The organism is Streptomyces sp. NRRL F-5727 (assembly GCF_000719555.1).
Taxonomy (GTDB): Bacteria; Actinomycetota; Actinomycetes; order Streptomycetales; family Streptomycetaceae; genus Streptomyces.
Genome location: NZ_JOGX01000032.1, coordinates 32,705 through 58,166 on the forward strand (window position 1 = coordinate 32,705; position 25,462 = coordinate 58,166).

At 72.7% G+C, this 25,462-nt stretch carries 38 protein-coding genes; 3 read left to right on the forward strand and 35 right to left on the reverse strand.

Annotation, left to right across the window (positions count from 1 at the left end):
- Nucleotides 1-5 precede the first annotated feature (5 nt).
- From IF73_RS0121800 to IF73_RS0121985, 35 genes are all read right to left on the reverse strand, one after another.
- Nucleotides 6-419: a minor capsid protein gene (locus IF73_RS0121800; RefSeq protein WP_031010651.1), complete on the reverse strand. Its 414-nt coding sequence runs from the start codon at nt 417-419 to the stop codon at nt 6-8.
- Entirely contained in the window at nt 412-762 is a 351-nt protein-coding gene (locus IF73_RS0121805) for a hypothetical protein (protein WP_031010653.1), read from the reverse strand. The genes IF73_RS0121800 and IF73_RS0121805 overlap by 8 nt, the downstream gene beginning before the upstream one ends.
- Nucleotides 759-1,079, reverse strand: a complete 321-nt coding sequence (locus IF73_RS0121810) for a hypothetical protein (protein ID WP_031010655.1) — start codon at nt 1,077-1,079, stop codon at nt 759-761. Before IF73_RS0121810 ends, IF73_RS0121805 begins: the two co-directional genes overlap by 4 nt.
- Nucleotides 1,076-1,474 (reverse strand): hypothetical protein, encoded by a 399-nt coding sequence (locus IF73_RS0121815; RefSeq protein WP_031010658.1) that lies wholly within the window; start codon nt 1,472-1,474, stop codon nt 1,076-1,078. The genes IF73_RS0121810 and IF73_RS0121815 overlap by 4 nt, the downstream gene beginning before the upstream one ends.
- 3 nt (nt 1,475-1,477) lie before the next feature.
- On the reverse strand, nt 1,478-1,708 hold the full coding sequence (locus tag IF73_RS0121820; RefSeq protein ID WP_031010659.1) for a hypothetical protein: 231 nt from the start codon (nt 1,706-1,708) through the stop codon (nt 1,478-1,480).
- 20 nt (nt 1,709-1,728) lie between these two features.
- Nucleotides 1,729-2,583, reverse strand: coding sequence for a N4-gp56 family major capsid protein (locus tag IF73_RS0121825; RefSeq protein WP_031010661.1), 855 nt, complete (start codon nt 2,581-2,583; stop codon nt 1,729-1,731).
- A gap of 39 nt (nt 2,584-2,622) precedes the next feature.
- Entirely contained in the window at nt 2,623-3,342 is a 720-nt protein-coding gene (locus IF73_RS38770; protein WP_078868186.1) for a hypothetical protein, read from the reverse strand.
- Between the two features lie 108 nt (nt 3,343-3,450).
- Nucleotides 3,451-3,615 carry an Rmf/CrpP fold protein gene (locus IF73_RS41525; RefSeq protein WP_199806689.1) on the reverse strand — a complete coding sequence of 55 codons (165 nt, stop codon included), beginning with the start codon at nt 3,613-3,615 and terminating at the stop codon, nt 3,451-3,453.
- 11 nt (nt 3,616-3,626) lie between these two features.
- The gene (locus IF73_RS0121840) at nt 3,627-5,588 is read right to left on the reverse strand and encodes a phage minor capsid protein (protein WP_063833466.1); all 1,962 of its coding nucleotides are present in this window, start codon (nt 5,586-5,588) and stop codon (nt 3,627-3,629) included.
- A 367-nt stretch (nt 5,589-5,955) separates the two neighbouring features.
- Complete coding sequence (locus tag IF73_RS0121845) at nt 5,956-7,455, reverse strand: phage portal protein (protein WP_031010666.1); 1,500 nt, start codon at nt 7,453-7,455, stop codon at nt 5,956-5,958.
- On the reverse strand, nt 7,442-7,663 hold the full coding sequence (locus tag IF73_RS0121850; protein WP_031010668.1) for a hypothetical protein: 222 nt from the start codon (nt 7,661-7,663) through the stop codon (nt 7,442-7,444). The genes IF73_RS0121845 and IF73_RS0121850 overlap by 14 nt, the downstream gene beginning before the upstream one ends.
- Before the next feature lie 12 nt (nt 7,664-7,675).
- Complete coding sequence (locus tag IF73_RS0121855; RefSeq protein ID WP_031010671.1) at nt 7,676-8,947, reverse strand: PBSX family phage terminase large subunit; 1,272 nt, start codon at nt 8,945-8,947, stop codon at nt 7,676-7,678.
- A 19-nt stretch (nt 8,948-8,966) separates the two neighbouring features.
- On the reverse strand, nt 8,967-9,479 hold the full coding sequence (locus IF73_RS0121860) for a helix-turn-helix domain-containing protein (RefSeq protein WP_031010673.1): 513 nt from the start codon (nt 9,477-9,479) through the stop codon (nt 8,967-8,969).
- Nucleotides 9,480-9,555: 76 nt separating this feature from the next.
- Nucleotides 9,556-9,954 carry a hypothetical protein gene (locus IF73_RS0121865; RefSeq protein WP_031010675.1) on the reverse strand — a complete coding sequence of 133 codons (399 nt, stop codon included), beginning with the start codon at nt 9,952-9,954 and terminating at the stop codon, nt 9,556-9,558.
- A gap of 218 nt (nt 9,955-10,172) precedes the next feature.
- Nucleotides 10,173-10,427, reverse strand: a complete 255-nt coding sequence (locus IF73_RS0121870) for a hypothetical protein (RefSeq protein ID WP_031010678.1) — start codon at nt 10,425-10,427, stop codon at nt 10,173-10,175.
- A gap of 411 nt (nt 10,428-10,838) precedes the next feature.
- Nucleotides 10,839-11,270 (reverse strand): hypothetical protein, encoded by a 432-nt coding sequence (locus IF73_RS0121880; protein ID WP_031010683.1) that lies wholly within the window; start codon nt 11,268-11,270, stop codon nt 10,839-10,841.
- A gap of 54 nt (nt 11,271-11,324) precedes the next feature.
- Nucleotides 11,325-12,404 (reverse strand): hypothetical protein, encoded by a 1,080-nt coding sequence (locus tag IF73_RS0121885; RefSeq protein ID WP_031010684.1) that lies wholly within the window; start codon nt 12,402-12,404, stop codon nt 11,325-11,327.
- Between the two features lie 158 nt (nt 12,405-12,562).
- Nucleotides 12,563-13,399 (reverse strand): hypothetical protein, encoded by an 837-nt coding sequence (locus IF73_RS0121890; protein WP_037880002.1) that lies wholly within the window; start codon nt 13,397-13,399, stop codon nt 12,563-12,565.
- Nucleotides 13,396-14,490, reverse strand: a complete 1,095-nt coding sequence (locus IF73_RS0121895; RefSeq protein WP_031010687.1) for a hypothetical protein — start codon at nt 14,488-14,490, stop codon at nt 13,396-13,398. Before IF73_RS0121895 ends, IF73_RS0121890 begins: the two co-directional genes overlap by 4 nt.
- On the reverse strand, nt 14,487-14,633 hold the full coding sequence (locus tag IF73_RS41530; protein ID WP_199806690.1) for a hypothetical protein: 147 nt from the start codon (nt 14,631-14,633) through the stop codon (nt 14,487-14,489). The genes IF73_RS0121895 and IF73_RS41530 overlap by 4 nt, the downstream gene beginning before the upstream one ends.
- Complete coding sequence (locus IF73_RS0121905) at nt 14,630-15,007, reverse strand: hypothetical protein (protein WP_199806691.1); 378 nt, start codon at nt 15,005-15,007, stop codon at nt 14,630-14,632. Before IF73_RS0121905 ends, IF73_RS41530 begins: the two co-directional genes overlap by 4 nt.
- Nucleotides 15,008-15,110: 103 nt before the next feature.
- Nucleotides 15,111-15,539: a single-stranded DNA-binding protein gene (gene ssb, locus IF73_RS0121910; RefSeq protein ID WP_031010691.1), complete on the reverse strand. Its 429-nt coding sequence runs from the start codon at nt 15,537-15,539 to the stop codon at nt 15,111-15,113.
- A complete protein-coding gene (locus IF73_RS0121915) occupies nt 15,539-16,000 on the reverse strand; it encodes an HNH endonuclease signature motif containing protein (RefSeq protein ID WP_031010693.1) in 462 nt (153 codons plus the stop codon). The genes ssb and IF73_RS0121915 overlap by 1 nt, the downstream gene beginning before the upstream one ends.
- 132 nt (nt 16,001-16,132) lie before the next feature.
- Nucleotides 16,133-16,321: a hypothetical protein gene (locus tag IF73_RS37900; RefSeq protein WP_037880004.1), complete on the reverse strand. Its 189-nt coding sequence runs from the start codon at nt 16,319-16,321 to the stop codon at nt 16,133-16,135.
- A complete protein-coding gene (locus IF73_RS38775; protein WP_051717127.1) occupies nt 16,318-16,998 on the reverse strand; it encodes a hypothetical protein in 681 nt (226 codons plus the stop codon). Before IF73_RS38775 ends, IF73_RS37900 begins: the two co-directional genes overlap by 4 nt.
- Nucleotides 16,995-17,873: a hypothetical protein gene (locus IF73_RS0121935; RefSeq protein WP_031010695.1), complete on the reverse strand. Its 879-nt coding sequence runs from the start codon at nt 17,871-17,873 to the stop codon at nt 16,995-16,997. The genes IF73_RS38775 and IF73_RS0121935 overlap by 4 nt, the downstream gene beginning before the upstream one ends.
- A gap of 204 nt (nt 17,874-18,077) precedes the next feature.
- Nucleotides 18,078-18,698 carry a hypothetical protein gene (locus tag IF73_RS0121945; RefSeq protein ID WP_051717139.1) on the reverse strand — a complete coding sequence of 207 codons (621 nt, stop codon included), beginning with the start codon at nt 18,696-18,698 and terminating at the stop codon, nt 18,078-18,080.
- 176 nt (nt 18,699-18,874) lie between these two features.
- Nucleotides 18,875-19,174 (reverse strand): WhiB family transcriptional regulator, encoded by a 300-nt coding sequence (locus IF73_RS37905; protein WP_078868181.1) that lies wholly within the window; start codon nt 19,172-19,174, stop codon nt 18,875-18,877.
- A gap of 66 nt (nt 19,175-19,240) precedes the next feature.
- Nucleotides 19,241-19,582, reverse strand: coding sequence for a hypothetical protein (locus IF73_RS0121955; RefSeq protein ID WP_031010699.1), 342 nt, complete (start codon nt 19,580-19,582; stop codon nt 19,241-19,243).
- The gene (locus IF73_RS38780; RefSeq protein ID WP_158822100.1) at nt 19,579-20,313 is read right to left on the reverse strand and encodes a hypothetical protein; all 735 of its coding nucleotides are present in this window, start codon (nt 20,311-20,313) and stop codon (nt 19,579-19,581) included. The genes IF73_RS0121955 and IF73_RS38780 overlap by 4 nt, the downstream gene beginning before the upstream one ends.
- The gene (locus IF73_RS0121965; protein WP_031010703.1) at nt 20,310-21,359 is read right to left on the reverse strand and encodes an ERF family protein; all 1,050 of its coding nucleotides are present in this window, start codon (nt 21,357-21,359) and stop codon (nt 20,310-20,312) included. The genes IF73_RS38780 and IF73_RS0121965 overlap by 4 nt, the downstream gene beginning before the upstream one ends.
- On the reverse strand, nt 21,356-21,733 hold the full coding sequence (locus IF73_RS0121970) for a hypothetical protein (RefSeq protein WP_031010706.1): 378 nt from the start codon (nt 21,731-21,733) through the stop codon (nt 21,356-21,358). Before IF73_RS0121970 ends, IF73_RS0121965 begins: the two co-directional genes overlap by 4 nt.
- Complete coding sequence (locus IF73_RS0121975) at nt 21,730-22,116, reverse strand: hypothetical protein (RefSeq protein WP_107049306.1); 387 nt, start codon at nt 22,114-22,116, stop codon at nt 21,730-21,732. Before IF73_RS0121975 ends, IF73_RS0121970 begins: the two co-directional genes overlap by 4 nt.
- Nucleotides 22,117-22,180: 64 nt before the next feature.
- A complete protein-coding gene (locus IF73_RS0121980; protein WP_031010710.1) occupies nt 22,181-22,366 on the reverse strand; it encodes a hypothetical protein in 186 nt (61 codons plus the stop codon).
- The gene (locus IF73_RS0121985) at nt 22,363-22,572 is read right to left on the reverse strand and encodes a hypothetical protein (RefSeq protein WP_031010713.1); all 210 of its coding nucleotides are present in this window, start codon (nt 22,570-22,572) and stop codon (nt 22,363-22,365) included. The genes IF73_RS0121980 and IF73_RS0121985 overlap by 4 nt, the downstream gene beginning before the upstream one ends.
- Before the next feature lie 289 nt (nt 22,573-22,861).
- Between IF73_RS0121985 and IF73_RS0121990 the strand changes: the two genes are divergently transcribed.
- From IF73_RS0121990 to IF73_RS0122000, 3 genes are read left to right on the forward strand one after another with little or no spacing between them, the layout of a single operon-like run.
- A complete protein-coding gene (locus IF73_RS0121990) occupies nt 22,862-23,287 on the forward strand; it encodes a helix-turn-helix domain-containing protein (RefSeq protein WP_031010716.1) in 426 nt (141 codons plus the stop codon).
- 17 nt (nt 23,288-23,304) lie between these two features.
- Entirely contained in the window at nt 23,305-23,694 is a 390-nt protein-coding gene (locus IF73_RS37910) for a hypothetical protein (protein ID WP_037880006.1), read from the forward strand.
- Complete coding sequence (locus tag IF73_RS0122000) at nt 23,691-25,424, forward strand: recombinase family protein (protein WP_063833464.1); 1,734 nt, start codon at nt 23,691-23,693, stop codon at nt 25,422-25,424. The genes IF73_RS37910 and IF73_RS0122000 overlap by 4 nt, the downstream gene beginning before the upstream one ends.
- The last annotated feature ends 38 nt before the right edge of the window (nt 25,425-25,462 follow it).

Genomic DNA, 25,462 nt, shown 5'->3' on the forward strand with positions numbered 1-25,462 from the left:
CCTCCTTACGGGGTGGTGGGGGCGGCCGTGGCGACGTCGTAGTTGGTGACGTGCTCGTGACGGCCGGATGAGTCGGCGCCCATGGGCGCGGGGATGCCGCGTGCGGCGATCAGGACGGCCCATGTGCCGTCGGGGAGCTGCGTGTTGGTGAGCCCGTGCAGTGCGGCGTAGATGGCCTGCGCGCGGGCGCGGGAGACGCGGGGGTCCGGGCCGCCGCGGACGCGGACCTGTAGCCGCTGGTCGGTGTCGTCGTCGCGGGCCTGCTGCGGGCCGGCGTCGTACAGGGCGAGGGACACGGCCTCGTCCGGGGCGGGCGGCATCGTCTCGACGAACGTGTCGCCGGTGATGCCGTCGGGGTCGTAGGTGAGCAGGCCGGCGGCGGTGAGGCACCGGGCGATGCCGTCGAGGAGGTCAGCCACGGAGGGCCCGCCTCACCTGGGCGGCGATGATCTCGTTGATCGGTCCGGCCTGCTCGACGAGCGGCCTTTCGAGGTACTTGGCGGTGCGGCCGTCGTCGTGCCGCAGGTCCATGTCCTCGTGCTGGCGGACGGCGTACGGGGTGTCGTAGCTGACGCCTGCTGTGAGGGTCGATTCGTCGACGGACGCGACCCCGGAGCGTTCGAGGGTCGCCTCCTCGATCGGGACGACGCGGCGGGACTCGCCGAGCAGGTGCTCGGCGCCGAGCCGTAGGCCGAGCAGGGCGCCGGCGCGCTCGGCGGCGAGGACGGCGTCGCCGTTCCATCGGATCCGGGCCCGGCTCATTCGCACATCACCTCCAGGGACTCCGGCACCGGGAGGCCCGGCGCGGTGTGGTGGGCTGTCGACAGGGCGCGCGTGCGGCGGCCGGACGGCAGGGTGATGCGGGACTCGGCCGGACAGTCGGTGTCCGGCGCGGTGATGACCTGCGCGGTGGAGACGATCTCGCGGCCCTCGCGGTCCCGGACGGTGCGCACCTGCTCGGCGACCATGGCGCGCACCCCGGGCACGGGCGGGCCGTACTTCGGGCCGTACGCGGAGTCGCCGAGGTACGGCTCGATCACGACGCGGTGGGGGAGTAGCCACGGGGGGATGCGGGTCAACAGATCACCCCCGGGAGCAGGCCGGCGCGCGCGAGGTAGCGGTACGCCTGCGGGCCGAGGTCGACGTTGCCGGCGCCGGTCCCGCCGGCCTGCTGCTGCGGGCCGGACATGGACACGGGGCCGATGGACACGGACGACCAGCGGCCCGCGGCGCCGGTCCCGGTGTCGCCGGTCTCCTCCCGGTAGGCCACCTGCGCACAGGCGGCGTCGGTGAGGGCCTGGACGACGGCAGGGTCGGTCGGCATCCCCGCGTCGTCGACGGCGTAGACGGCCGTCAACAGGGCGTCGTCGACGTCCTCGGACGCGCGGGTGAGCAGCCGGACGGCGTCCGGCGGCGGGGGCTTGCCGGTCCACTCCGCGAGCTGCTCGGGGGTGGCGTAGACGCGGCGAGCCATCGGCTACCCCTCGCTGCCGTACTGCTCGGCGAGCTGGTCGCGGGTGAGCTGCTCGGCGTTGGCCTGCTCGGCGCCGAGGGCGACCGCGTAGGCCACCCAATCGGCCTTGGACGCGGAACGGGCCGGACGCTTGGTGTCGTCCGGCCCGTTGCCGTTGTCGTCCCCGCTCGGCGGCGGGGTCCCGTCCGGCTGCTCGTCGGCGTCCGGGCGGGCGTGGTGGCGGCGCAGCATCATGCGGCGGCCTCCCTTCCTGATCAGGTGGCGGCGAGGGTGCCGACGCACACGCCCTTGTCGTTCAGGCGCTTCACGGCGTAGTGGAGGGTCGTGGTGACGACCGTGGTGCGGGCGAGGATGTCGCGGTCGGACTCGACCAGCGGGCGCCGCTTGTAGAGCAGGCCGAGGGCGGCGCGCTTCATGAGAAGGAACTTCTTCGCCGCGATTCGGTTCGTGACGATCACGGGGACGCCGGCAACGGTGCCGATCATGCCCGTGCGCACGGGGGTGTCCCCGCCGAGCTTGGACGCGTCGATGAACTGCGGGTCGGTGTAGATGTCGGAGAGCTGGGCGGAGTTGATCCACAGGCCGGCGAAGTCGGACGGCTCCCACTCGTCGCCGAACGTGGCGATCGCCGGGACGATGCCGCTCGCCCACGCGAGCTTGGTGGTACCGGCCGGCGCGGTGAACGTGAGCGGGTTGCCGCCGCCGAGAGAGGTCTCGTCGGCCTGCGCCTGGGCGATCAGGGCGGCGTCGACCTTGCGGGCCGCGAGGACGCCGAACTGCCGGCGGGCCTCCGCCTCGGGGTCGCCGATGCCGACCAGTCGGGCCCGGTCGGTGATCTCGACGGCCTTACCGGCCTCCTTGATCTTCGCCTCCGAGGAGGACGTCGACATGGCGGCCGGGGTCATCGGCGTGCCCTCGGTGAGGTCGTCCAGCTCGCCGAGCGCGCCCCACTTGGGGAAGTTGATCGTGTCGCCGGGGACGCCCTCAAGGGTGTTGTCCTCCAGGACGGCGGCGGATCCGGCGACGCGGACCTTGCCGGTGAACTCGGCCTGCGCCATGTCGCCCCAGACCTCGGGGACGATCATGTTCGCGGACGTGGTCTGAGCCATAGGGGGTGCTCACTCTCTCCGGCCGGGGCCGGGGGTTGGTCACCCGCCGGCGAGGCGCCGGTAGGTGTCGGGGTCGGAGCCGTACAGCTCGGCGCGCGCGGCGTAGTCCATGGCGGCGAACTGCTCGGCGGTCACGGCCGTGGGGCCGCTGGTGAAGTCGGCGCCGCCGCGGGCCGGGCCGGCCTGCTGGGCGGCGAGGCGCGGGTTGGCCGTGACGGCGGCGGTGATCGCGGCCGTGATGGCGGCGGTGTCGGCCGGGTCGATGTCGGCGGTGGCGTCGGCGAACGCCCGGGAGTCGGCGAGCGCCGCGGCGTCGGCGCCGGCGGCCGGGGCGAGGTTGTAGACGGCGAGGCGCAGCTCGGCGGCGCGGGCGCGGGCCTGCTGCGCGGTGAGCTGCTGTGTGAGTTGCTCGGCCGTGGCGGGCTTGTCGGCGGCGTCCGGGTCGATCACCGCCATGAGCTGCTTGACCAGTTCGGTGCGGGCCTCGTCGGCGGCGCGGTGCTTGGCGGTGACCCGCTGGTTCCCGGCCTCGGCGCGGGCGCGGGTGAGTTCGTTCTGCAACCGGGCGATCGTGGCGGCCGGGTCCTCGCCGGGCTTCGGCGTGGCCGGGTCCGGGGTGGGCGCGGGGGTCGGCGGGTTGCCCTGCGGCGCGGTGGTCGGGTCCTGCCCGGTCGGCGGCGCGGTGGGGGTGCCGCCCTGGCCCGGGTCGCCGGTCGGGCCGGTCGACGGGGCGGTCGAGGTGGGGGTCGGGGTGCTCATGGTGTCGCCCTCCTGGGGTGACTCGGGGGCCCGCTCCTGGCGGGCCGCGGACATGCAAAAGGGGCCCCTGCGCCTGGCGGGGGCCCCTTCGGGGTGGTGCTGGTGCTGCTACTCGTCCGGCTCGGTGACCGGGCGGGCGGCGGCGTAGCCGCGAATCCATGCGGCCCGCAGAACGGACGTCCGCGGGTGCGGGCACACGGACGGCGGGTCGCCGTTCCGGGCGGCGCGGTCGCCGTCCAGAATGGCGCGGGTGATCTCCTCGCGGGCGCCCAACTGCTCGCCTCCTAGCGCTTGTTCTGGTGGTCGGCCTCATTCTCGCGGGCCCCGGACGCCCAACGCTGCGTCTTGCCGGTGACCTGCTCGATGAACTCCGCCTGTGTGAGGCGGCCGTGTGTCGCCCACCACTCTTTCAGCTCGTCCGACGCGCGCGCGTACGCGATACGGGCGGGGCCGCTGAACAGGCTTCCGGGGTCGACCCCGGCCGCCTTCGCCTTCCGGTTCAGGAGGTAGCCGTTACAGGCGTCCTCGGCGTCCGCGTACTGGCGCCAGACGTACTCCTGATACAGCTCGCGGGCCTCGCGGCGCGTGATGAGGTGCCGCTCGTCCTGGTCGCCGTCTTCCCCGCGGGCGCGGGCGGCGGCGGCCTGCTTCACGGCCTCCCAGAACGCTTCATCGTGGGCCGGCTGCTCGTCGGCGAGGGCGCCCCAGCCGGCCGGGTCGGGGGCGGGGTCCATCGCTTCGGCGAGGGCGTCGCGGTCGGCGAGCAGGTCGTCGACGGCGTTGCCCGTGGCGGCCGGCGGCGGTAGCTCGATGCCGTCGCGGCGGTCCATCTCCGCGGCGATCCTGAGCAGCTCGTCGGCGGTGGCGTGCTGCATCGCCCATGCGAGGTCATCGTCGCCGACGTCGACGAGGTCCCCGGCGAGGTGTCCGCCGGGGAACAGGCGGTCGGCGCGCTCGGCGAGGTCGTCGAGGTCGCGGCGGTCCGCTTCGGCCTCGACGCGGGCGAGGGCGCGCGCGTCCACGGGGCCCGACCGGACGGCGGCGGCGAGCTGCTCGTCGGTCATCTCCCGCACGGTGCGGTCGTCGCCCGACCACACCCGCGCGGCGTCGAGCTGGTCGGGCGTGACCGTGGCGCGCTGCTCGGGAAGGTTGCCGGCGCCGAGCTGCTCGCGGGTGCGGTTGCGGCGTAGGTCGGGGTGGTCGGCGAGGTGCTGCCTCATGGCGGCCTGCCACTGGCGGGCCTTGGCCTCGGCGGCCTTGCGGCCCTGCTCGTCGACGGCGGCGGCGGCGCGGCGCTTGTACTTCCTGATGTGCCGCTCAATCTCGCGCTGACGCTGGCCGGCCTCGTACCCGGCGGGGTCAGGCTCGGCATCGTCTACGCGGGTGAGGCCCGGCATGTACGCGCTCACGGAGTGCCGACAGTTCGGGTGCTGCAACCCTGCTCGGCGGGCCTCGTCGAGGGATCCGGCCACGTGTACCGTGACGGTCTCGCCGTCGCGGGTGGCGTGCTCGACCTCGACGTCGCGGGCGCCGGCCGGGCCGCCCACGGTGAGTACCTGCCTCTCCCACGGGCGGCAGAGCGGGCACTCGCGCGGGGAGTTGGAGACGACCACGAGGTCGACCCCCGCGGTGGCGAGGGTCTGCATGTGGGCCTCGGTCGCGGCCCGGCCCACGGACGTCCGTACGGCCATCTCCGCGTACGCGGTGAGCGACCAGGGGCGGCCGGAGCGGTCGCGGAATCCCGTGATGCCCCGGTCGGCAAACGCGCGCATCGCATCCTGTGTGGCCTGGCGGCGGGTGCCGGTACCGACGAGCGGCGTGGCGGTGACGTCGGAGACGACGGCGCGGTACTGGTCATCGACGGCCCGCAGGATGCTGCGGTGGGTCGAGGTGAGCAGGTCCACGGTTTCGGCGGCGAGGCGGTCGACGGCCTGCGCCTGTGGTAGGACGTCGTCGACCATGCGTACGGCGTCGTCCGACAGGGCGCCGAGTTCGGCAACGGCGGCGCGGCTGCCCACGTTGTACGCCTCGGCGATGGCGTCGTGCACGTCGAGGGTCACGGCCTGGCCAAGCTCGGTGACGACGGCCTGCGAGGCGCGGCGTACGGCCTGGATGGCGGAGAGCTTCCGCTCGGCCCATCCGGGGGCGTCGAGGCCGGCGCCGAGCTGCCTGGCGACGATGGCCAGTAGGCGCAGCTCGGCGGCGGCATACAGATCGCGGGTGCGCTCGGCGAGGGGCTCGACCATGCCCGGGTGGATCGGCACTGATCACCCCCTAGGGATTTCAACCATCACCCACGCAGGTAGGTACAGAGAGGGGAAGATCTCCTGTGACCGGCGTCCGAAGAGCGTCGGCAGAGTGAAAGAAGTGATCGAATGGAAGCACGACCAGGCAAGCCCTATGGGCTGCTGAAAAGATGCCTACGAGGGCTTAAGAAGACGGCGATTGCATGGACTATCGCGGGCGTCCTCATCGGAGGGGCCAACGCCACCATGAAGGCGGATGAGACCTGCCTACGGGAGGTGCACGCCATCGTGGTTGTCGAGAGACTGTGCGATGCCGTGAGCAACGACGAGTGACCGATCGGCCCGGCAATCCAGCCGGGCCGTTCGTTTACATCGGGAAGTTGCCGACCGGGTCCGGGGCGGCGGCGCCGGTCTCAGCGAGGATCGCGGCAACCTCGGCCTCGACGGCGGTGTCGTCCCATTCCGGGTGCAGGATCTTGACCTTGGTCTTGGTCGAGACGGCTCCGGCGCGGGCGAGGAGGTCGAGGGTGGTGGCGGTCGACTGCTCCGACTCGGCGACCCCGTCCCCGAAATCGACAGTCACCGGTTGGGCGACGTCGTTGCGGCGGCCGAAGTGCGCGTTGTCGAGGGCGAGGAGGGCTGTCACCTGCTCACGGATGCCGTAGCGGAAATACCCGGCCTTCTTCCGGCGGGTGACCATGCTGCGCTGATCGCGTGACTCGGACTCGGTCGCGGTGATCGGCTGCCCTCCGCCGTCCAGACCGAACGACTGGGCGGAGTAACCGGCCGACTGGGCGGCCTGCCGCATGATCGCCTCGGCGCTCCGCTGGTGCTCCTCGACCCGGATGGCGAACTGCGACAGGGTGATGCCGCTCCCTGCCTCGTTCGGGGGCATGTTCAGCTCGTCGTAGACCTCACGGTCGAGGTCGAACGTTGCTCCCCGCCCGGGGCCGTCGTCGCGCAGGTAGCCGCGGGGGACGATCAGGCGGGCGCGGGCGAGCAGGATGTCGCGCATCCATGACGACCAAACTTCATCGAGGCTGGCGAACTGGTCATACAGCGGGGCCGAGTAGTCCGACCGGCCGAGGGGGGATCCTCGGTAGAGGCGGTTCGGGAGCATGTTGGGGACGTATGACGCGGTGAGCTGCTGGATACCGGTGCTCACGGTGGCGCCGTTCGCTCCGGCGCCGTCGAGGTCGAGGGACTCGACCAGGGCGCGGGTGTCCGGGTGCTCGGTGAGCGGCACGCGGCGGCCTACGTCGGTCGGGGTGCCCTCGTAGAGTGCGTGCTCGACCTCGCCCGGGGCGTGGCGCTCCATGTGGCGCCACACGGTGGACTGGTTCGAGCCGCTCAGCTCTCGCCAGAACGTCACGGCGCGCAGGATGCCGAGGAAGAACTCCGGCACGGCGCGGTCGGGCTGCACGACGGTGAGCAGGGGCCGGTCCGGGGCTACGGCCCGGTCCCATGTCGAGCGGAGATAGACCCCGGACATGGCGGCGGCCTGCTCGGCGGCGGACAGGAGGACCTGTTGCACGCGGCCGAGGTCGAGCAGCTCGTCGAGGCGGGTTTGGGTCTCGGTGCTGTCGACGGTGATGGCCGGCATGTCGGCGAACAGGAGGTCGGCCGAGGTGGCGGCGATGTCGCCGGGCAGGGGCACGTGTAGGCGGCGGTCCCGCTCGGGGGCGGCGTGGTCGACGGTCCGGCGCCCCCACACGTTTCGGCGGGCGTTCGGCTGCGGGGCGTGCTCGTAGACGGCGGCGAGCCGGCGTTTGTCGCCGGAGTACCAAGCGTCGTCGACCCGCATCTGTGCGTAGACGGGGGCCCACTCGGGCGGCGGCCACGCGGAGCCGTTCTCAGGAAGTGCCATCGGGGCTCACCTCCTGGTGCTCGTCGTCGTGCGGGCGGGTCGCGGCCTCTCGGTAGGCGGCGGCGAGGGCGTCGAGGAAGTCGGCAAGTTGGGGGCCGATCTGCTCGGCGGCGTCGACGGTGAGGGTGCCGACGGTGGCGGAGCAGCCGGCGACGGTGACGGTGACCGGGAGGGCGAGGGTGTATCGCGGGGCGGGCGTGCTGGGCACGGGCGGGCCTCCTTACGCGGCGAGGGTGAGCAGGTGGCGCCACTCGTGCGCGGTGGAGTGCACGGCGTACCTGAGCGCGTCGACGCTGTGGTCGTCGACCTTCATGGGGGCGTCCTCGCCGCGCGCGGTCGCTTTCGGGTCCCAGGAGTAGCCGGGGAGTTCGGAGAGCAGGCCGGCGCATGACGAGTGGATGAGCAGGCGGTCGGCGGCGAGCAGGCTGGACACGGACCGGATGCCGTCGCCGACGGTGTTGGTGGCCTTGGCGGGGCTGCTGTGTCCGTCGGCCCACATCTGCGTGTGGAAGCTGGCGGCGGACGGGTCGATGAACGTCCACTCGGGCACGACGCCCCGCGGCGCGGTGTCGGGTGCGCCCGGCGGCCGGTAGGTGGCGAGCCACGTGCGGACGGCGTCGCTGTACTGGGCGTCGGTGAGCTGTCGGCGGGTCGCGCGGGAGTCGTGCCGGTACTCGGAGCAGGCGTACAGGCGGCCGTCGACGCCGAGACCGAGCAGGACGGCCGAGAAAGCGTTGGTCGTGCCGTAGTCGATGCCGACCCAGTACCGGCGCATGTCCGGCAGGGTGTCGACGACGTGCCGGGCCTCGTCCCACATGTCGTAGACGGCGCCCTCGGCGACAACCCATGCCCCGTCGATCATGCGGCGGCGCCAGAGACCGACGTACTCGGCGGCGAGGTTGGCGACGTACGCGGGCGACAACGACGGGTTGTCGGCGAGCTTGAAGTGCCATGCCCTGAGGTCGAGTTCGCTGGCGCGGTCGAGATACCCGGTCTTGAGCCAGTGCCTCGGCGAGTCCGGGTTCGTGGTGGCGAACAGGCGCGCGCCGGGGGCGCTGAGGCGGGCGAGTAGCTGCGTCCAGAACCCTTCGGGTACGAGGGTCGCCTCGTCGACGTAGGCGAGCTGCGCGGTGAGTCCTCGGAGCCTGCCCTCGGACTTGGCGTCGTTGGCGCCGATCAGGTGGACGGTGCGGCCGAGGATGGTGGCGGTGGTCGAGCCACGGGTGTGCACGACGTGCCGGGCGAGGGGGCCGAACAGTAGCGGGTCCTGGAGGGGCTCCAGCACGTTGCGTTCGATGGTCTGGATCGTTTTCCCGGCGATCAGGATGAGACCGGACGGCCCGGCGCTGGCAACGGCGATGACGAACGCGAGCAACGACGCGATGGTCTTCCCGGACCGGACGGAACCGTGCCACAGGTTGATGCGCGCGGTGGCGCGGCCGATGCTGCGGAGCTGCTTGCGGGACAGGGGGAGGGGGACGTCGGGGAGCACTGCTCACCCCCTCGACGGGCTATCCGCCGTCCTCGCCCGGGTCGCCCGCGAACGCCCCTGTGAGGGCCTCACCGAGACTGCCGAGCATCGAGCGGACCTGTCCGGCGTCGGCGCCGCCCTCGGCGGGCTGTAGGCGCATCGACTGCTGAATCGCGGTCGCGGTGGCGCTCATGATCTGCCGCTGATCGGCGAACCGGGGGCGCTGCAAGTAGGCGGTCTGCCACTCGCCCTCACGGCCGGCGAACTCGCCGATCTCGCACGGTTCCCAGAGCTGCGCCCGGAGCCGCTCGGCGTCCTGGTGGAGCTGCTCGGCGAGGGCCTGGCGGCGGGCGGCGAGGTCGATGCGGCGGGCCTCGGTAGCGGCGACGACCTCGGGGCCGCGCTCGAACGTGAGCCCCTGCTCGGCGGCAAGCTTGGACACGGTCGAGGGGCTGCGCTTGATGCGGCGGGCGATGTCGTTGCGGGACAGGCCCTCGGCGTGGAGGGCCTTGACCTGTTCCCGGTCGTTGTCGGTGATGGGTCGGGCGGCCACGGCTCACCTCCTCGCCGAGGGCGGACATGGCGACGGCCCGGCTCCCTGGTGTGGGGCCGGGCCGTCGAGGGCGGGGTTAGGCGGTCTTGCAGAACGTCGCGCCGAGGGTGGCGTTGATGGCCTTGGCCTCGACGGCGGTTACCTCGTGGCTGCTGGTGCTGAACCGCTGCTGCGCGAGGGAGTCGACGTTGTCCCCGCCGCCGTTGATCGCCGAGCACTGGTTGCGCGCGCGGTCGATGGCCTTGTCGGGGTCCTCGACGAGCGCGGGGTTGATGGTGCGCAGTGCGCCGAGGAGGGCCTCGCGCTCGGCTCCCTGGGGCTCCGGCGGGATGCCGGCCGGGCGGGTGTCGACGGACGCGGTGGCGGTCGCGGTGGCGCTGGGCTTGGTGTCGGCCGGGGCGTCCGTACTGCTGCACGCGGTGAGGGCGAGCAGGGCGGCGGCGGTCGCGGCGACGGTGGCGGCGGTGCGGTTCACGGGTTGATCCCCCTGGACGTACGGACGGGTCACGGTGTGTGACTCGCGGGACGTCCGAACGGTTGCACGCGGAACGCCCCGCCACTGGGGGGTGAGTGGCGGGGCGTTCGGGGGGTGGTGTGGGGGCGTCCGATTCCGGGCACGCCGGGGACGCCCCCGATTAGATCACGGAACGGTAACGGCGTCCAGCGCGCGCGACCGGGGCCGCGACCGGTCGGTCAGTCGCGGCCGTCGAGGATCCGCTCGATCTCGTCGTTGATCTCGTCGAGGAGGGCCTCGGTGGTCTCGTCGTCGATGGGCCCGCCGTTGTCGCCGAGCTGCTCGGCGGTGAGCAGCACGCGGCCGGCTCCGGCGTGGATGTCGGCTCCGACGGCGAGGTCGTTGTCGTCGTCGAGGTAGAGGACGGCGCGGTGTGCGGCGGGGTCGGCGGTGAGGGTCTGGAGGTGGGCGAGGGTGGCGACGGGGTACGTCATGACGCGGTCCTGTCCGTAGTGCGCGGTGTCGTGCCGGGCGTAGTGCGGGGTGTAGTGCGGGGCGGCGTAGTGCGCACTACCCGCAGGTCAGGGGCCTGTCGGGTGTAGTGCCGGGGTGTCGTCCAGCGCATCCGGGGCGGCGCGGTGCCCTCCGGGTAGATGCCGTTCGCCCATAGGTCGCGGTACCCGAATGCGAGGAACGCGACGGCGAGGCGGACGGCGGCGGACCGGTCGATGCCGGTGCTCGTGATGGTGTCGAGGTCGGCGTCGAGGGTGGGGTCGAGACGCACGGTGAGGTTGGGGGAACGGGGCCGACTACGCTTGCGGTTAGCCATGACGGGGGTTGCTCCTGTCGCGGTCAGGGCCCGGCCTGCGGTTGCGTCGCAGGTGCGGGCCCGCTTTGTGTTGGGGCTACTCGGCGCCTTCGGCCTTCCGGAGTTTGCGCAGCACCGCGTAGACGTGGGAGGGGGTGACGTCGAGCAGGGCCGCGATGTCCGGGACCGGGATGTTGGCGGCGGCGGCGCGCTGGATCAACAACGGGGTCTTCTCGACGGCCTGCTCGCCCTTCTTCCGGGCCGCGGCGGTGCCGAGGAGGGCCTGTACGGCGGGCCGCTGCTCGGGCTGGAAGTTGTGGGCGATGGACTCCTCGTGCTCGTCGGTCCTGCTGTTCGCCTCGGCGCGACGAACGCGTCGGATGATCTCAACCGAGGAAATCGGGCGCTGCCTGGTGTTCACGACGGCCTGCGCGAGGGCGTGCACGAGTCCGGTGATGTCGGGGTGCTCGTCGAGCAGGGCGTCGAGTTGGTCGCGCAGGTCGGTGCCGTGCTGGTCGTCGGACTTCATGGCGGCTGCTCCTCTGGGGAAGGGCCCGCCCCGGAGTGGGGCGGGCCCGCGGGGTCAGGCGAACAGGGAGCCCTGTTCGCGGTCGGGTCGGGCGGGGAACATGGCGTCGGGGTGCTCGCCGATCCACTGGCCTCGCCACGTGCCGGCGTCCGCTTCGGCCTCGGTGACCAGCTCGGCGGCGCGGCGGGCCTCGACGTCCTCGACGGTCTCGGGCTCGAACGCGGCGGGCGAGCCGGCGAGGGCGTCGCGGAGCCGCTTGGCGGCGCGGGCGCGGAAGGCGGCGTGCTGGGCGTTCTCGGACTCGACGGCCGGGGTGGGCTCGGGCGTCGGGGCCTGCTCCTGGGCGCGCTGCTCCTCGACCTGCGCGGGGGTCAGCTCCGACATGAGCAGGCGGCGGCGGGAGAAACCGCGGTGCTTGCGGATGACGGCGCGGACCTCGGGCAGGGCCTCGGCGCGCGGGGTCATGTCCTGGTAGGTCTCGCCGTAGACGCGGGCGACTTCCTCGCCGCTGGCGGGGTCGGTGATGGTCCACCAGTTGGACGGCTCGTCGCGGATGGCGGCGGGCGCCTGGACGCGGGCGTTGACGCGGGCCGCGTAGGCCGCGAACAACTCCGACTCGACCGCGTGGTTGATGCCGTAGGAGAGGCCCCCGTTCGCGCGCTTCTGTTCGGCGCGGAACTGCGTGACGCCGGCGGCGGTCTCCAGGGTTTCGATGCGCTGGTTGTGGATCTCCCGCGCGGGCTTCCCGGCGCGGGTGATGCAGGGGGCGCCTACGCCGACGCGGCACGCCGGGCAGGCGACGGTGTCGGCGAGGTTCCCGCGGTGGGGGCGCTCGGCGGCCTGGGGCGCGGGCTCGGGGGTGTGGCCGGCGCGCTGGATCCACAGGCGGGAGGCGCGGACCTCGGAGGGGGTGTGCAGCTTGCGGTTTTCGAGGATGGCCTCGGCGAACGCGCTGATCAGGTGGAGTACGCGGGTGCCGTGCGCGGGGATGACGAGCGTGCGGCCCCGGCCGCGGCGGGCGTTGTCGAGGGCGATGCGCAGGTCGGCGGCGGCGGGATGCTTGGCGGCGGGGCCGGTGGTGAGGTCGGCGCGGCTGAGGTGGTCGGCGAGGGCGCCGGGGATCGTGACGTCCATGGGGGTGCTCCCTGGTCGTTGGTGGGGCCGGGTTGCGTCCGGCCGGGGGTGTCGGGTTGCGTCCGACGAGAACGACTGTAGCCGCTACTGTGACGACTACACAAGTGGTCACAGTAGCGGCTACACAAGGAACTGTGTTCGAGCGGCGCCGAGTTGAGCTAGGCGTCGCGGCGGCGGTCGTCGAGGCCGGCCCACAGTGCGGCGAGGTCCGCTCCCCGCCACGTGCGCCGGCCCCGGTCGAGGTCGGCGGGGGCCGGGCACTGCTCCCCGGTCTGGCACGTCGCGGACGGCTCCCCGCCGGGCACTGTGCGGGCGAGCAGCTCGCCCCCGCACCACGGGCACGGGCCGGGGAGCGTGGTCGTCCGGCCGTCGCGGCCGAGGGCGGCCTCGACGCGGCGGCGGGCGCGGCGGGCGACCGTGGCGAGGTCGGCGAGGACGTCGTTGCCGAGGGGGTAGAACATGCCGTCACCCTGGTCCTCGTCGAGGGCGCGTCCCTCCAGCCATACGGCGGCCCAGTGCAGCCCGTGCGCCCGGGATCCGGCGGCGGTCGTCCGGCCGGACGGACCGACGGTGGCCGGGGTCCAGCGGCGGGGGTCGGCACGGTCGTCCTCGTCGACGACGACGCGGGCGGTGCCGGTGGTGCCCGTGCCGCCGTTGCGCAGGTGGGTGCGTACGGGCCGCTGGTAGCGGGTGGCGATGCTGTCGCACGCGGTGAAGAGCGCGGCCTCGACGGCGAGGGCGGCGTCGAGCGCGTCGAGGTTGGCTGGCGCGGGGTGCTGGCGGAGCGTGAGCGGGGTGCGGCCGGGGTGCTGCTCGTCGTCCTGGTGGGCGTCGCCGAGCTGGTCGAGGAACCCGCGGGTCTCACGGGGCGGCCACGTGTCGGCGGGGCGCTGCTCAATGGCGACGAGCAGGTCGCCCCACTGCTCGCGGACGGCCCGCAGGTCCGCGGCGGTGGTGAGGGCGTGCTCGGGGAGCGCGGTCGGGGTGGTGGTCATGACGGATCCTTCCGGGCCTGCTCGATCGCGGCGTACAGGCGGTCGGCGATGTCGGCGGGGTGCGTGGTGCCGAGCTGGTTGGCGGCGCGGCCGACGGCGACGAGCAGCTCGTCGAGGCGGGCGCGGGCGTTGGCGTAGAGGCGTGAGGCGTGCTGCTCGCGGGGGCACCCGCAGGTGACGCACTCGACGGCGAGGCGGCGGCGGGCGTCGTCGAGGCGCTGCTCGTTCTTCCGAGCGTGCTTGGCCGTACGGGCGAGCGACACCGTGAGGGCTCTGGCGTGCTTCCGGGTCTGGGTGAGCTGCTGGCGGACGTCGAGCAGCTCGCCGGCCTTCTGAGAGAGCGCGGCGGCGGCCTGCTCGGCGCGGGCCTCGGCGGCGCGTTCGGCGGCGGTGCGGCGGTCGCGGGCTTCCCGGCCGGCCTGCTCGGCGGTGTAGCCGTACCGCATCCCGAGGTGGGCCCACAGGTCGGCCCACGTGCGGGCGGCACGGACGCGGTCGAGGAGGGCCTCGGCACGGTCGGCGCGCTGCTGCTCGACGGCGAGGGCGACGGCGTGCTCACGGTCGCGCTCGGCGAGGACGGCGGCCTGACTGTCCGCGGCGGCGGCGAACGCGGCGGCGGCGCGGGCCGCTTCGGGGGTGAGCCCCTTGTGCTCGCCGAGGATCGCGAGGACGTCGCTGTACGTCTCGGCGCGGTGCAGCCGGTCGAGGAACGCCTCGGCGCGGTCGCGCTCGGCCGTGATCCGCTGCGCCCCGTCGGCGCGGCCGGCGTCGACGGCGTGCAACAGGTCGATGCGGTGCCGGGCCTCGGCGAGCTGCTCCTCGACGCGGGCGCGGTCCTCCTCGGCCTCGACGATCGCGGCGTCGGCGGCGGCGAGGCGGTCGCGCATCCGCTGCAAGGTGCGGTCCTGCCCGCGGGCGGTGGAGCGGAGTTGGTCCGCCGTGGCGGCCTCGGCGAGGGCGTACTCGCGGAGTGCGTCCGCTTCGGCGGGGGACAGTCGGTCGGCGCGGTCGAGGAGGATCTCGAACTTGATGCGGCGGGCGAGGCGGGTCTCGGCGTGCCGCTTGCGGGCGGCCATGGTGCGGCGGGTCATCGGCGCGGGTCCTTGGGGCGGCTGGGGTAGTGGGTGTGGTGGGCGCGTCCGTGCTCGCCGCGCAGTGCCCACGTGATCAGGTAGGTTCCGGCGGCGAGCAGGGCGGCGGCGATGGCGAGGGATGCCGCGTGGGCGAGCCTCACGGGGTGCGCTGCTCGGCGAGGGCCTGGTCGTGGTCGAGGCCGGCGGCGTACGCGGCGACGATCTTCCGGGCACCGTCGTACCCGGTGAGCAGGCCCCGGGACGAACGGGTGACTCCCCACTCGGTGCGCCGGGCGCGGTAGTGGGCTTCGATCAGGGCCTCGACCTGCCGGGCGTGGGCGGCGAGGACGATGCGGGCGGCGGCGAGGGCCTGCTCGGGAGTCCGGGACAGGGAGGTGTCGAGCAGGACGTCGCGGAGCGTGGCGAGGGCCTGGTCGTGCTCGCCGTCGTTGAACGCGAGGGCGTCGCGAACGGCGGTGGCGTCGAGGTCGCCCTCGAACGCGGGGGCGGTCGAGGTGGGCGCGGGGGTGCTCATGGGGTGGCTCCGTCTCGGCTTATCAGGCGGGTGTCGGTGTTGACCGGGGCCCGGAAGTGCACGCGCGCGCGTGGGCGGCGCGGCGACCGGTCGGCGGCGCGGGTCAGTAGGCGGGGCCGTTGGTGTTCCACTGGTCGTACTGGGGCTGCTGCTGGCCGTTCTGGCGGCCGGTGGTCTTGGTGACCTGCGCGGTGGCGTTGCGGAGCGAGGGGGCGACTTCCTCGGCCTCGACCTCGACGACGGTGCGCTTGACGCCCTGGTTGTCCTCGTAGGTGCGCTGGCGGAGGGTGCCGACGACGACGACGCGCGTGCCGCGCTGGATGCTCGCGGCGACGTTCTCGCCGAGGGAGCGCCACGCGGACACGGTCATGAACAGGCTCTCGCCGTCCTGCCACTGGCCGGACTGCTTGTCGTAGGTGCGGGGGGTCGAGGCGATGCGGAACTTGGCGACGGCGTGCCCGCTGGGGGTGTGCCTGAGTTCGGGGTCCTCGACGAGGTTCCCGGTGATGGTGAGGGTGGTCTCTCCGGCCATTAGGCGGCGGTCCTTTCGGTGTTGGGGCGGCGGCAGGCGCGGCAGGCGCGGGCGCCGTTGGGGCGTACGTAGGTGTTGGCGGCGTCGAAGGGGTGTCCGCGGTGGCACGCCTTCTTCCGGGCGTTGAGCGCGGTGGGGCCGTTGCTGCGGAGGGTGTTGGTGCGGTGGTCGGTGAGTTCGAGGTGTTCGGGGTTGACGCAGTTACGGCGGCGGCACCGGTGGTCGACCTCGGCGCCGGCGGGGATGGGGCCGCGGGCCTGCTCGTAGGCGTACTGGTGGGCGCGGATGGTGCGGCCGTCGGCCTTGAAAGCTCCGTAGAACTCGCCGTGTTCGCCGGCGTCGTGGGGGCGCTTGCTGCGGGCTCCGCCGGTCCACAGGTGGCAGGGGCCGGGGGCGCCGCGGTGGAAGCTGAGGGGGCCGGCCGGATCGACCTTGGCGGCGAAGCGCTGGGCGGTGTTCACGGGGTCGGTCCTCCTGCTCTACGTGCTGAGCGTGCGCTCACGGTTCAAGCGTGAGTGGTTTCAATCACTCACGAGTGGAACGTATCACGGAGGGGGCGGCGTGGATGTCCTCCAGAACCGCCCCCCGCGGCTCTAGTTGTCCGTCTCCGGGGTGATCGCGGGCGGGATCACCCGCAGGTCCCATCCGGCCCGTTCAAGAGCCCTGGCGGCCCGTGCGGCGGTCGCCCCGGGTCGGTGCAGCAACTCGCGCACGGTCGCGTCCTCGATGGCGGCCCGGATGACGGCAACGGCGGCGGCCGGGATCGGTGCGGGCGCGGTCATGCCGCGGCCCCCTGGTGGTGGGCGGCGAGGGCGGCCTCGACGCGGGAGGGGTGCGGGGCGCGTTCGGTTCGCCGGCGGTCACCCCGCTTGCACGGCGTGCGGACGTCGGCGCGGCAGTGCTCGTACGGGCACGGGACGCCGAGGGGGTCGGGCCGGTTCTCCTCGGCGAGGGCGCGGCGGCGCGGCCGGTGGTCGGCGAGGGCCTCCTCGATGTCCGGGGGCACGTAGGCGCCGAGGGCGGCGAGGCGTTCGGCGGCGAACTGGTCGCGCTCCTCGCGGGTGGCGCCGGCCGGGAGGGCGAGCACCGGCCGGTCATCGGAGAACCCGAGGGCGCCCCGCATGGACGGGCCCGCGACCCGGCCGTCGGCGACGGCGGCGAGCAGGGCCCGGCGGCGGGCGATGGACTCGGCGCCGGTCTCGCCCGGGACCCCGTCGTAGACGATCGTCGCGGCGTTGACCCGCTCGGCGCGGATCCGGGCGCGCTGCTGGCGGACGTGCGCGGGGGTCAGCCATCGGTCGGTCTCGCCGTAGTGGCGGGCGACGGCGGCGCGGGCGTCGTCGTCGAGGGGCATCGAGTGCAGGGCGGCGGCCCATGCGCGGGCGTCGGCCTCGCCGACGGTGCGGCGGTCGAACGCGGCGGCGAGGGTGAGCAGCTCGGCGGCGTCGGCGGGGGTCACTGGGCGGCCTCCTGGGCGCGGAGTCGGGCGGCGAGGTCGAGACCCTCGGCGACCCGCTGATCGGTCGTCGAGGGGCGGGCGGAGCCGATGGGGACGACGTTCCCGCCGGCGGCCGGGCGGCTGGCCTGGAGCCGGAGGGTGTCGTACTTGTCGCGGAGCTTCGGCATCGACATGACGTTCGAGCGCCAGAAGTCGGAGTCCTGGCACCAGTCGATAGCGCGGTGCACGGCCTCTTCGGTGCGGCCGTCCTTGTCGAGCATGAGCCGGGCCGCGTCCCGCCACCCCTTCGTGATGCTGGGGCGCTTGCTGCCGTTCTGCACGATTCGGTCGGCGAGGTGCTCACACAGCCGCTCGACGTCTTCGCGGACCGGCGCCGGGTCGGGGTCTCGCGGAGCGAGGGCCGACGGCTCCCTGTTCCCTGTTCCTTGTTCCCTTCCCTGTTCCCTGTTCCTTTCCTGGGGTGAGTCCTCACTGAGGTGTGCGTGAGCCTGCTCGGATTCCTCATCACCGCTGGTCAGGGGCGGTTCCGGGGCGGATTCTCCCTGGTCGGGAGCCGGGAGGCGGGAGGCGGACGGGCGGTTGATCCGCTGGTGCTCCTTCCACCCGGACACGGCCAAGTAGCGCTTGCCGGTGACGACGTAACGAACGATCAGTGAGGACTCACTGAGTGCGGCGAGGTCCGTCTCGACGTCCGCGGCCGTCCGGTCGTCGAGCGGCCACAACGCGGCCTTGATGAGCCGGGCGTCGTCGACGGCGCGGCCCTGGTCGTCGCAGTGCGTCCACAGACCGATGAACGTCAAGCGCTGCTCGATGGTGAGGTCGGCGATCGTCAGGGAGGTGAAAAAGTCGGGCTTGATCGTGCGGATACGGGCCATGGCGAGGGTCCTGTCGAGGTGGTGCGCCCGGGGCGAGGGGAACGGGTCCGGCCTCGCCCCGGGGCGAATCGGGGGGCTACTGCGGGCGGGTGCGCGGCAGGGGGCGGTGGGTGTCGCACCGCCACCCGCACGGGTACAGGCGGGCCGGTGCGCCGCACTTCGGCGTCTCGCACTCGGGCGCCGGCCGGTCGCGGGCGGGGCGGGTCACGCGGCGACCGCCATGCGCTCGGCGAGGATCTGTTCGGCGGCCTGCTCGGCGAGGAACCGCGTGTACGCGGGCGGGATCGCCTCGGTGAGTTCGTGGCGCACGTCCGTCCACGTGATGCCCATGGCGGCCTGCATCTCCGGCACGGTGGCTTTCCCGCCGCCGCGCCCGTACGCGGCGACGTACGGGCCGTCGTAGTGCTTGCCGTGGCGGTGACCCCGGACGCGGCCCCGGTGCCGGGTGTGCGGGAGCGCGAGGGGGAACCATCCGTGCGCCTCGAACTTCCGGTGCCGCAGGATCGGCAGACCGAACATCGTCCCGCACAGGGTGACGTCGGGCCGCGCGTCGGGGTTCTCGATCACGTACGGCCGGCCGGCGGCGAGCATCGCCTCGCGCCCGGGGCCGATCAGGTCCGGGTACGTCTTGCGCAGGTGCCGATTCGTGCCCTTGGTGATCGCGGCGCCGTACTGGCACGGCCACGACGCGTGCACCATGTCGTACCCGTGGCCGTGGGCCCGGATGTACTCGACGGCGTCGCCCCGGATGAACGGGAAGGGGTAGTTGGGCTGGTCGTCGATGTCGACGCCGACCACGTCCCATCCGGCGAGGTACCAACCCATCGCGGCGCCGCCGGCGCAGCAACAGGCGTCGAGGACGGTAAGGCCGTTCCACGGGCGGGCCGGGAGCGGCCACCCGCTACGGCTTACGGCCTGCGAGGCGTCGAGCTGACCGGGGACCGGCGACGGCGGCGCGGTGTCGAGCAGGCGGCGGGCGCGGTCGAGGCGCGCGGTGCCGGTCATGCGGCGGCCTCGACGGCGAGGCGGTCGCGCTGCGCCTTGACGGTGGCCTTGTGGAAATGGAAACGGGCGCTGGGGGTTTTGCCGCCGCGGATGCCGAACCGGCTCGTCTTCCCGCGTCCGCCTTCCTCGGTCATGGCCTCGGCGAGGCACTCCTCGCGGACCGGGCACGGGCGGCAGATCGCGAGGGCCTCGCGGCGGTCGGCGGCGTTGGTCGCGGCAGGGAAGAACACATCGACGTCAACGTCGGCGCACGCGGCTCCCCGGTGCCAACTGGGGCTGAGGATGTGGGAGTTCATGGGTGGTGCTCCTGGTCGAGGGGGCCCGCCCCGTTCGGGGGTCGGGGCGGGCCGGAGTGTGGGCGGTCAAATGCCGCGGGCGGCGAGGGCGCGGTCGAGGGTCGGGGCGCCGGTCCAGCGGGCCCGGGTTGTGTGCGGCGGGAACCCGTCGAGGAGCAGGCCGGCGGCCTCGGCGATAGCGGCCGGGTCGGCGAGGTGGTCGACGAACATGGGGCCGCCGCAGTGCGGCGCGCTGTGCCGCCACCCGGTCCCGGAGTGCCAGCGGAGCGACGTGCGCACGGTCGGCCACTCGATCAGGACGACGAACTGTCCGTCGTCGGTCTCGGTCGCGCTGAGCGTCTCGGGGGCGAGGTCGGCCTCGGTCAGGGCCGCATGGACGGCGTCTGCGTACGGGAGGTGCGGCATCATTCCGCGGCCCCCTCGTGGGCGAGGGCGGGCAGCACGTCCGGGGCGAGGGCGCCCCGCCGCCACGCGCGGGCGACCAACTCGCGGCCGGTGAGGGCCTGCGCCTTCGACGTCCGGGTGTAGGTCATCTGGTGCGAGGCGGCGCGGGACGGGCGGATTTCGACGCCGGGCACGTCGTGTACCTCGCCGGTCTGCTCGTCGACGTACCGGGCCGTCCCCGCGGCGGTCGCCTCGGCGAGCACCTTGGCGGCGAACCCCGGGCGTACGCGGGTCTCCAGCCGCATCGGGATCATCTCGATCTCGAACTCGCTCGGGAACGTGTCGCGGACCCATGCGGCAAACGTGTCGTCGTCGGTGACCGTGGCGGCCCGCTCGCCGCCCCGCCGGGAGATCGACCCGACCTTGGTTCCGTCCGGGAGCAACGCATCGGTCTTCGACGTGCCGGTCGCCTTGTACTGCTGCTCCAAGAGCGCTTCGGCCTCGGCACGGGCGGCCTTGTGGGCCTGCTTGACCTCGTCGAGCAGGGCGCCGAGGACGGCAAGGCGCATGATGGCGTCTCGCGTCTCGGTGCCCGCGCTGACGTCGGGCACGGGGGCCGGCTCGATGTCGAGGGGCGCCTCGCCGCCCGCGGCCTGCTCCTCGGCGATCAGCCGGTTGACGCCCATGCGCTCGATGAGCGTGTCGTAGTGGTGCTGCTCGACCTCGGAGAGCGGGGGCTCGGTCTGCATGGTCACTGGGCGGCCCTCTCGATCATCGAGCGGTAGGCGTTCAGGGTGGCGACGTCGGCCTCGGCGATCGGCCGGCCGTAGGCACGCTGGAAGTCGTCGTCAAGGGACTGGTAGCCGGCGCGGGACGCGGCGAGCCTGAGGGCCTCCTCGGCGGCGGCCGTCGTGTTCGCGGCGGGCGGCGCGGTGCGGACGGCCGGGGCCGAGGTGGCTGGCGTCTGCTGCTGCGGCCCGGCGGCGGGCTGCTTCGGCGCGGTGCTCGCGGCGCGCTTCTGGGCGGCGATGGCGTCGAGTTGGGTGATGTACTCCGGCGGCGCCCCGGCCTCCTCGGCGGCCTTCCGGATCGCGGCGAACTGCTCCTCACTCGTCGCCTGCCGGGCCTCGCCGGCGTAGTCCCGGCGCTGGCGCTGCTGCCCCTGCCCCTGTTCCTGCTGCGGGCGCCGCTGCTGGCTGCGCTGCCCCCGCTGCTGCTGCGGGCGGCGTTGCTGCTGCTGCGGCGGCTGCTGGCGCTGCTGCGGGGTGTTGCTCATGACCGGGTGGTCGCGGTCGCCGTCGTCGATGCTTCGGGCGTCCACGGGGATCATGAACACCTGAAAGAGCATGTACTTGAGCGCGGCCGACATCGCCTTGTTGGTGCTCTTGTCGGCCGTGTCCATGGCCTCGCCCGGGATGGTGACGGCGAGGCAGTCACCGGCCGGGCCGTAGATGCGGTACAGCATCCGGAGCACGGTGTGCGTGCCCTTCTCGCCGCGCGGGCGCTGCTTGTGCTCGACGACCTCGGGGGCGATGAAGCACCCGTGATTCCGCATGGGGCCGGCCATGGCGGACATCGCGTCGTCGACGCCCCGGAAGTTGTAGTTCTGCTGCTGGTTCTGCTTGTCCTTGCTCACGGGCATGACGTCCCGCATGACGCCGTGGATGACGGCGAACACGCGGGGGAGGTCGGCGCTCGTCCCGGCCGGGGCCGGGGTGTACGCGGTGGTCACGCGGTGGTCGACGGCGGGCTCGACGACCGGCGGCGCGGTGTGGGCGGTGGGCAGGGTGGTGACGGTCACGAGCGGTTCTCCTGTGCGGGGGTGCGGTGGCGGATGGCGGCGGCCTGCTTCGTGAGCGACGTGGCGAGGGCGATGGCGTCGTCGGCGTCGAGCAGGTCGTCGAGGCGCTCGGCGGCCTCCAACCGGTCGAGCAGGGCGTCGCGGGACCCGTCCGCCTCGGCGGCCCGCACGGCGCGCTCCCAGTCCGCGGCGTCGTCGCTCACGACCACGTGGTCGAGGGACACGACGTTGGCGGCGTGCACGGTGAGCAGGCGGCCGAACAGGTCGGGGTCCTCGGCGTATGCGAGGGCAAGCTCGTCGAGCAGTGGCGAGGCGGCGAGGGTGACCGGGAGGCGGACGGCGGTTCCGTCGGCGGTGAGGGTCGGGCGGATCACTGGCTTCCCTCCGGGTCGAGGCCGAGGGCGGCCGGCGCGGTCGGCGTCTGGTCGATCAGGCGGCCGGTGTCGGCGCGGTAGATGTACGGGCGCGTCCAGTCGGCGCCCGGGAACGCGTCGACGAGCAGGCGGCGGGCGGCGCGGTGCGCCTCGGCGTCGGCCTCGATCGGCTGGCCGGTGAGCGTCGCGAGGGACACGAGCGTGCGGCGGGTGGGGACGCCGGCCGGGTCGGTGTAGACGGGGGTCAGGTAGACGCGGACGGCGCCGGGGGCGATCCGGTGCAGCTCGGCGGCGAGGTGGTTGCGGAACTCGACGTGCTTGCGGCCGGCCTGTCCGCCACGGAGCGCGGCGGCGGTGTGGAGCTGGGTACGCTGGGGGTTCATGAGTCGGTCTCCTTCGGGGGATCGGCCGGGCCGCCCGGGTGCCACCGGGCGGCCCTTTTCCGTTTCAGGCGGCGAGCGGCCGGGGGGTGGGCTGCTCGCGCTGGGCGCGTTCGAGGCGGCGCAAGATCAGCTCGACCTCGGGGTCGAGGCGTCCGGCGGCGCGGTCGCGGTCGCGGCGTGCGCGGGCGGCATCGAGGACGCGGCGCAGGTTCCGTATGGCCTGCTCGCGCGGGACGACGGGGGCCGTCATGCGGCGGCCTTGCGGCGCAAGAGCTGCGAGGCGGTGACCCCGTAGTGCTCCTGGACGGCGGCGATCAGGCCGGCGCTCGGCGCGGTTCGGCCGTTCCACAGGCGCCACGCGGTGTTCGGGGCAACCTTCAGGCGTCGTGCCGTGTCAGGTGGGGTGCGGTCGCCCTTCTTCTGGGCGGCGGTGACGAACTCGGTGCGGTCGTACATGGGCACAACGTTCCTTCCGTGGATGGTTCGTTTCATCCACGAGTGGAACGTTAGCACGTACTTCACTCGCACGTGAATGATTCACGCGCGGAACGTGACGGACCCGCAGCCGTATGTGTGGATCCGCGTTGACAGGTTCCGGATGGCGGTAAAGAATCGATCGCACGTTCGAGGGTCTGGGCGCCTTAGGGCGCCTATGTGCCTAGATGGGGGGGATACACGGTGCAAAATTTGGTCATGGACGCGGCACCCCGTGCCGCATTTGACTCACGCGCGGTATCTTCCACTCATGGACGATTCGAACCGAGCCCCCTTCTCGGTCTGGTACAGAGACCGACTGAAGCGCGCCGGATACGACCTTGACCGTCGGGGCGAGCAGGCCCGCGTAGTCCGCGACAGCGGCATCCATCAAGCAACCGTTGCCCGCCTACTCAAAGGCGACAACGTCCCCGATATCCCCGTACTGCGGCAGATCTCCGAGCATCTCGGGCACCCCCTCCCCGAGGTTCTCGTCGCCGCCGGCCTGCTCACCACCGACGACATCGACCGCGTCCGCAACCCCCGCCCCATCACACCCATGACCACCGACGACGCACTCGACGAACTCGGCATCACAGACCCCGCCGACCGTTCCGTCGTCTCCGCCGTCATCAACACCGTGAGACAGAACCGCGCCAACGACGGCGCAGACGGCGCCGAGAGGGCCGCCGAATAGCAAGGAGCCGCCACGTCATGATCAAACTCCGCCGCGTCGTACCCCCGGCAACGGTCCTCCTGTTCACGGTCGCCCTCGCCGTCGGCGCGACCGGATGGGCCACCGGCACCGACCCCCTCACGGACGCCGGCACGCTCGGGACCCTCGCGGCGGTTCCCCTCCTCTACTGGGTGATGATCACCCGCACCCACGAGGTCACCGACCAACAGCTCGAAAAGGCCCGGCAGCAGGGCTACGTCATGGCCATGGACCACGTCGGCCGAGGTCTCATCGACGCCCCCGTACCGCCGTCCCCGGGACTCTGCGGACACTGCGGGCGCCACGCCTCCCCGGCCGACGTGATCAGCCTCGACGAGCGCCGCCGGTCGGGCCACAACCCCAAGGAGAAACGGACTCAGACACAGTGACCAGCCTGTACGTACCCCAGACGTTCACGGGCGGCCCGCCGCCCGATGAACTCCCCTGGCTCGGCTACATCCGAGTCAGCACGTGGAAGGAAGAGAAGATCTCTCCTGAACTCCAGGAGAGTGCAATCCGCCAGTGGGCCGCCCGGACCGGCCGGCGCCTGCTCGACGAGATGATCGTCGACCTCGACATGACCGGCCGGAACTACAACCGCAAGGTGCAACAGGCCATCGAGGCCGTCGAGAGCCGCAAGGCACAAGGCATCGTCGTGTGGCGGTTCTCCCGCTTCGGACGGAACAGAACCGGCAACGCGGTCGCCCTCGCCCGCCTCGAACGCGTCGGAGGTGAACTCGAATCCGCCACGGAGCCCCTCGACGCCAAGACGGCCGTCGGTGAGCTACAGCGGGAAATGATCTTTGCTTTCGGCAACTTCGAGTCGAACCGCGCCGGCGAACAATGGAAGGAGACACACGAACACCGCCGACAGCTCAAACTGCCCCCGACGGGCGGCAAGCGCTTCGGCTACATCTGGCACCCCCGCCGCGTCCCCGACGCCACCGCGCCGGGCGGGTGGCGCCTCCAACACGAGCACTACGAGGTCCACCCCGAACACGGCAGCATCGCCGAAGAGATGTACGACCGGAAGCTCAACCTTGAAGGGTTCTCCGGCATCGCGCACTGGCTCAACGACGAACTCGGCGTGCTCACCAGGCACGGGAACCGATGGAACACGAACGGAGTTCGCCGCTACCTCGACAGCGGGTTCGCCGCCGGCCTGCTGCGCACGCATGACCCGAAGTGCGGGTGTGGATACGGCACCGTCCACTTTGAGAAGTGCAAGGAAAACCGGGTGCTCTACATCCCCGGGGCTCAGCCGGCGCTCATCACCGCGCCGGAATGGGAGGCGTACCTCGCACACCGCGAGGACATCAAGAGCCGTCCACCCCGGACCCGTAAGGCCACCTACACCCTGACCGGCATCAGCGGACACGGGCACTGCCGGGAAACCGCCGTGTTCCGCAGCGACCGTGTACGGGCCGGCGAGAACAAGGGGGCGCCTGTCAGGGGACACCACCTCGTGTGCAGCGCCAACAAGAACAAGGGCAAGAGCGCGTGCGAGCCCGGCCTCTACGTCCTACGGGCCGAGGCCGAGGAAGCGGTGTTGCAGTGGCTCGCCGACAAGGTGGCCGAGGACGTTGACGCCCTGGTGCCCGAGCCCCGCAAGGAGCGTATGCCCGAGGTCGACCCCCGGGCCCGCGCCATCCAGGACCGCGCCCGGATCGAGGCGGACATCGCCAAACTCGACGCGGCTATCGACCGGCTCGTCATGGACAACGCCATGGACCCCGCGAAGTTCCCTGAGGGGGCATTCGAGAGAGCGCGAAATCAGTTCGTCAAGAAGAAGGAGGAGGCACTCGACGACCTTAAGAAGATCGCCGAAGTCGAGGCGATTCCCACCCGGGAGAAGTTCCGCCCTCTCATCGCGGGACTGATCAAGGAGTGGCACACGTTCAGCAACGAGGAGCGCAACGCCATGCTCAGGCAGGTGATTTGGCGAGTCTCGATGACGACGGCTCCGGCGCCGAAGAAGATCGGGCGCAAGAGGCTCGTCGCCACGTTCGAGGTACACCCGAAGTGGGAACCCGACCCGTGGAAGTGCAAGAAGTGCGGGAAGCGCATTCCCGGCCCGGGGCCGCTGGTCTGCCCCAACGAAAAATGCCAGCGCGCTTGATTGTTTCCGGGCCTGCTGCCACCCTCTGATCAAGCGAC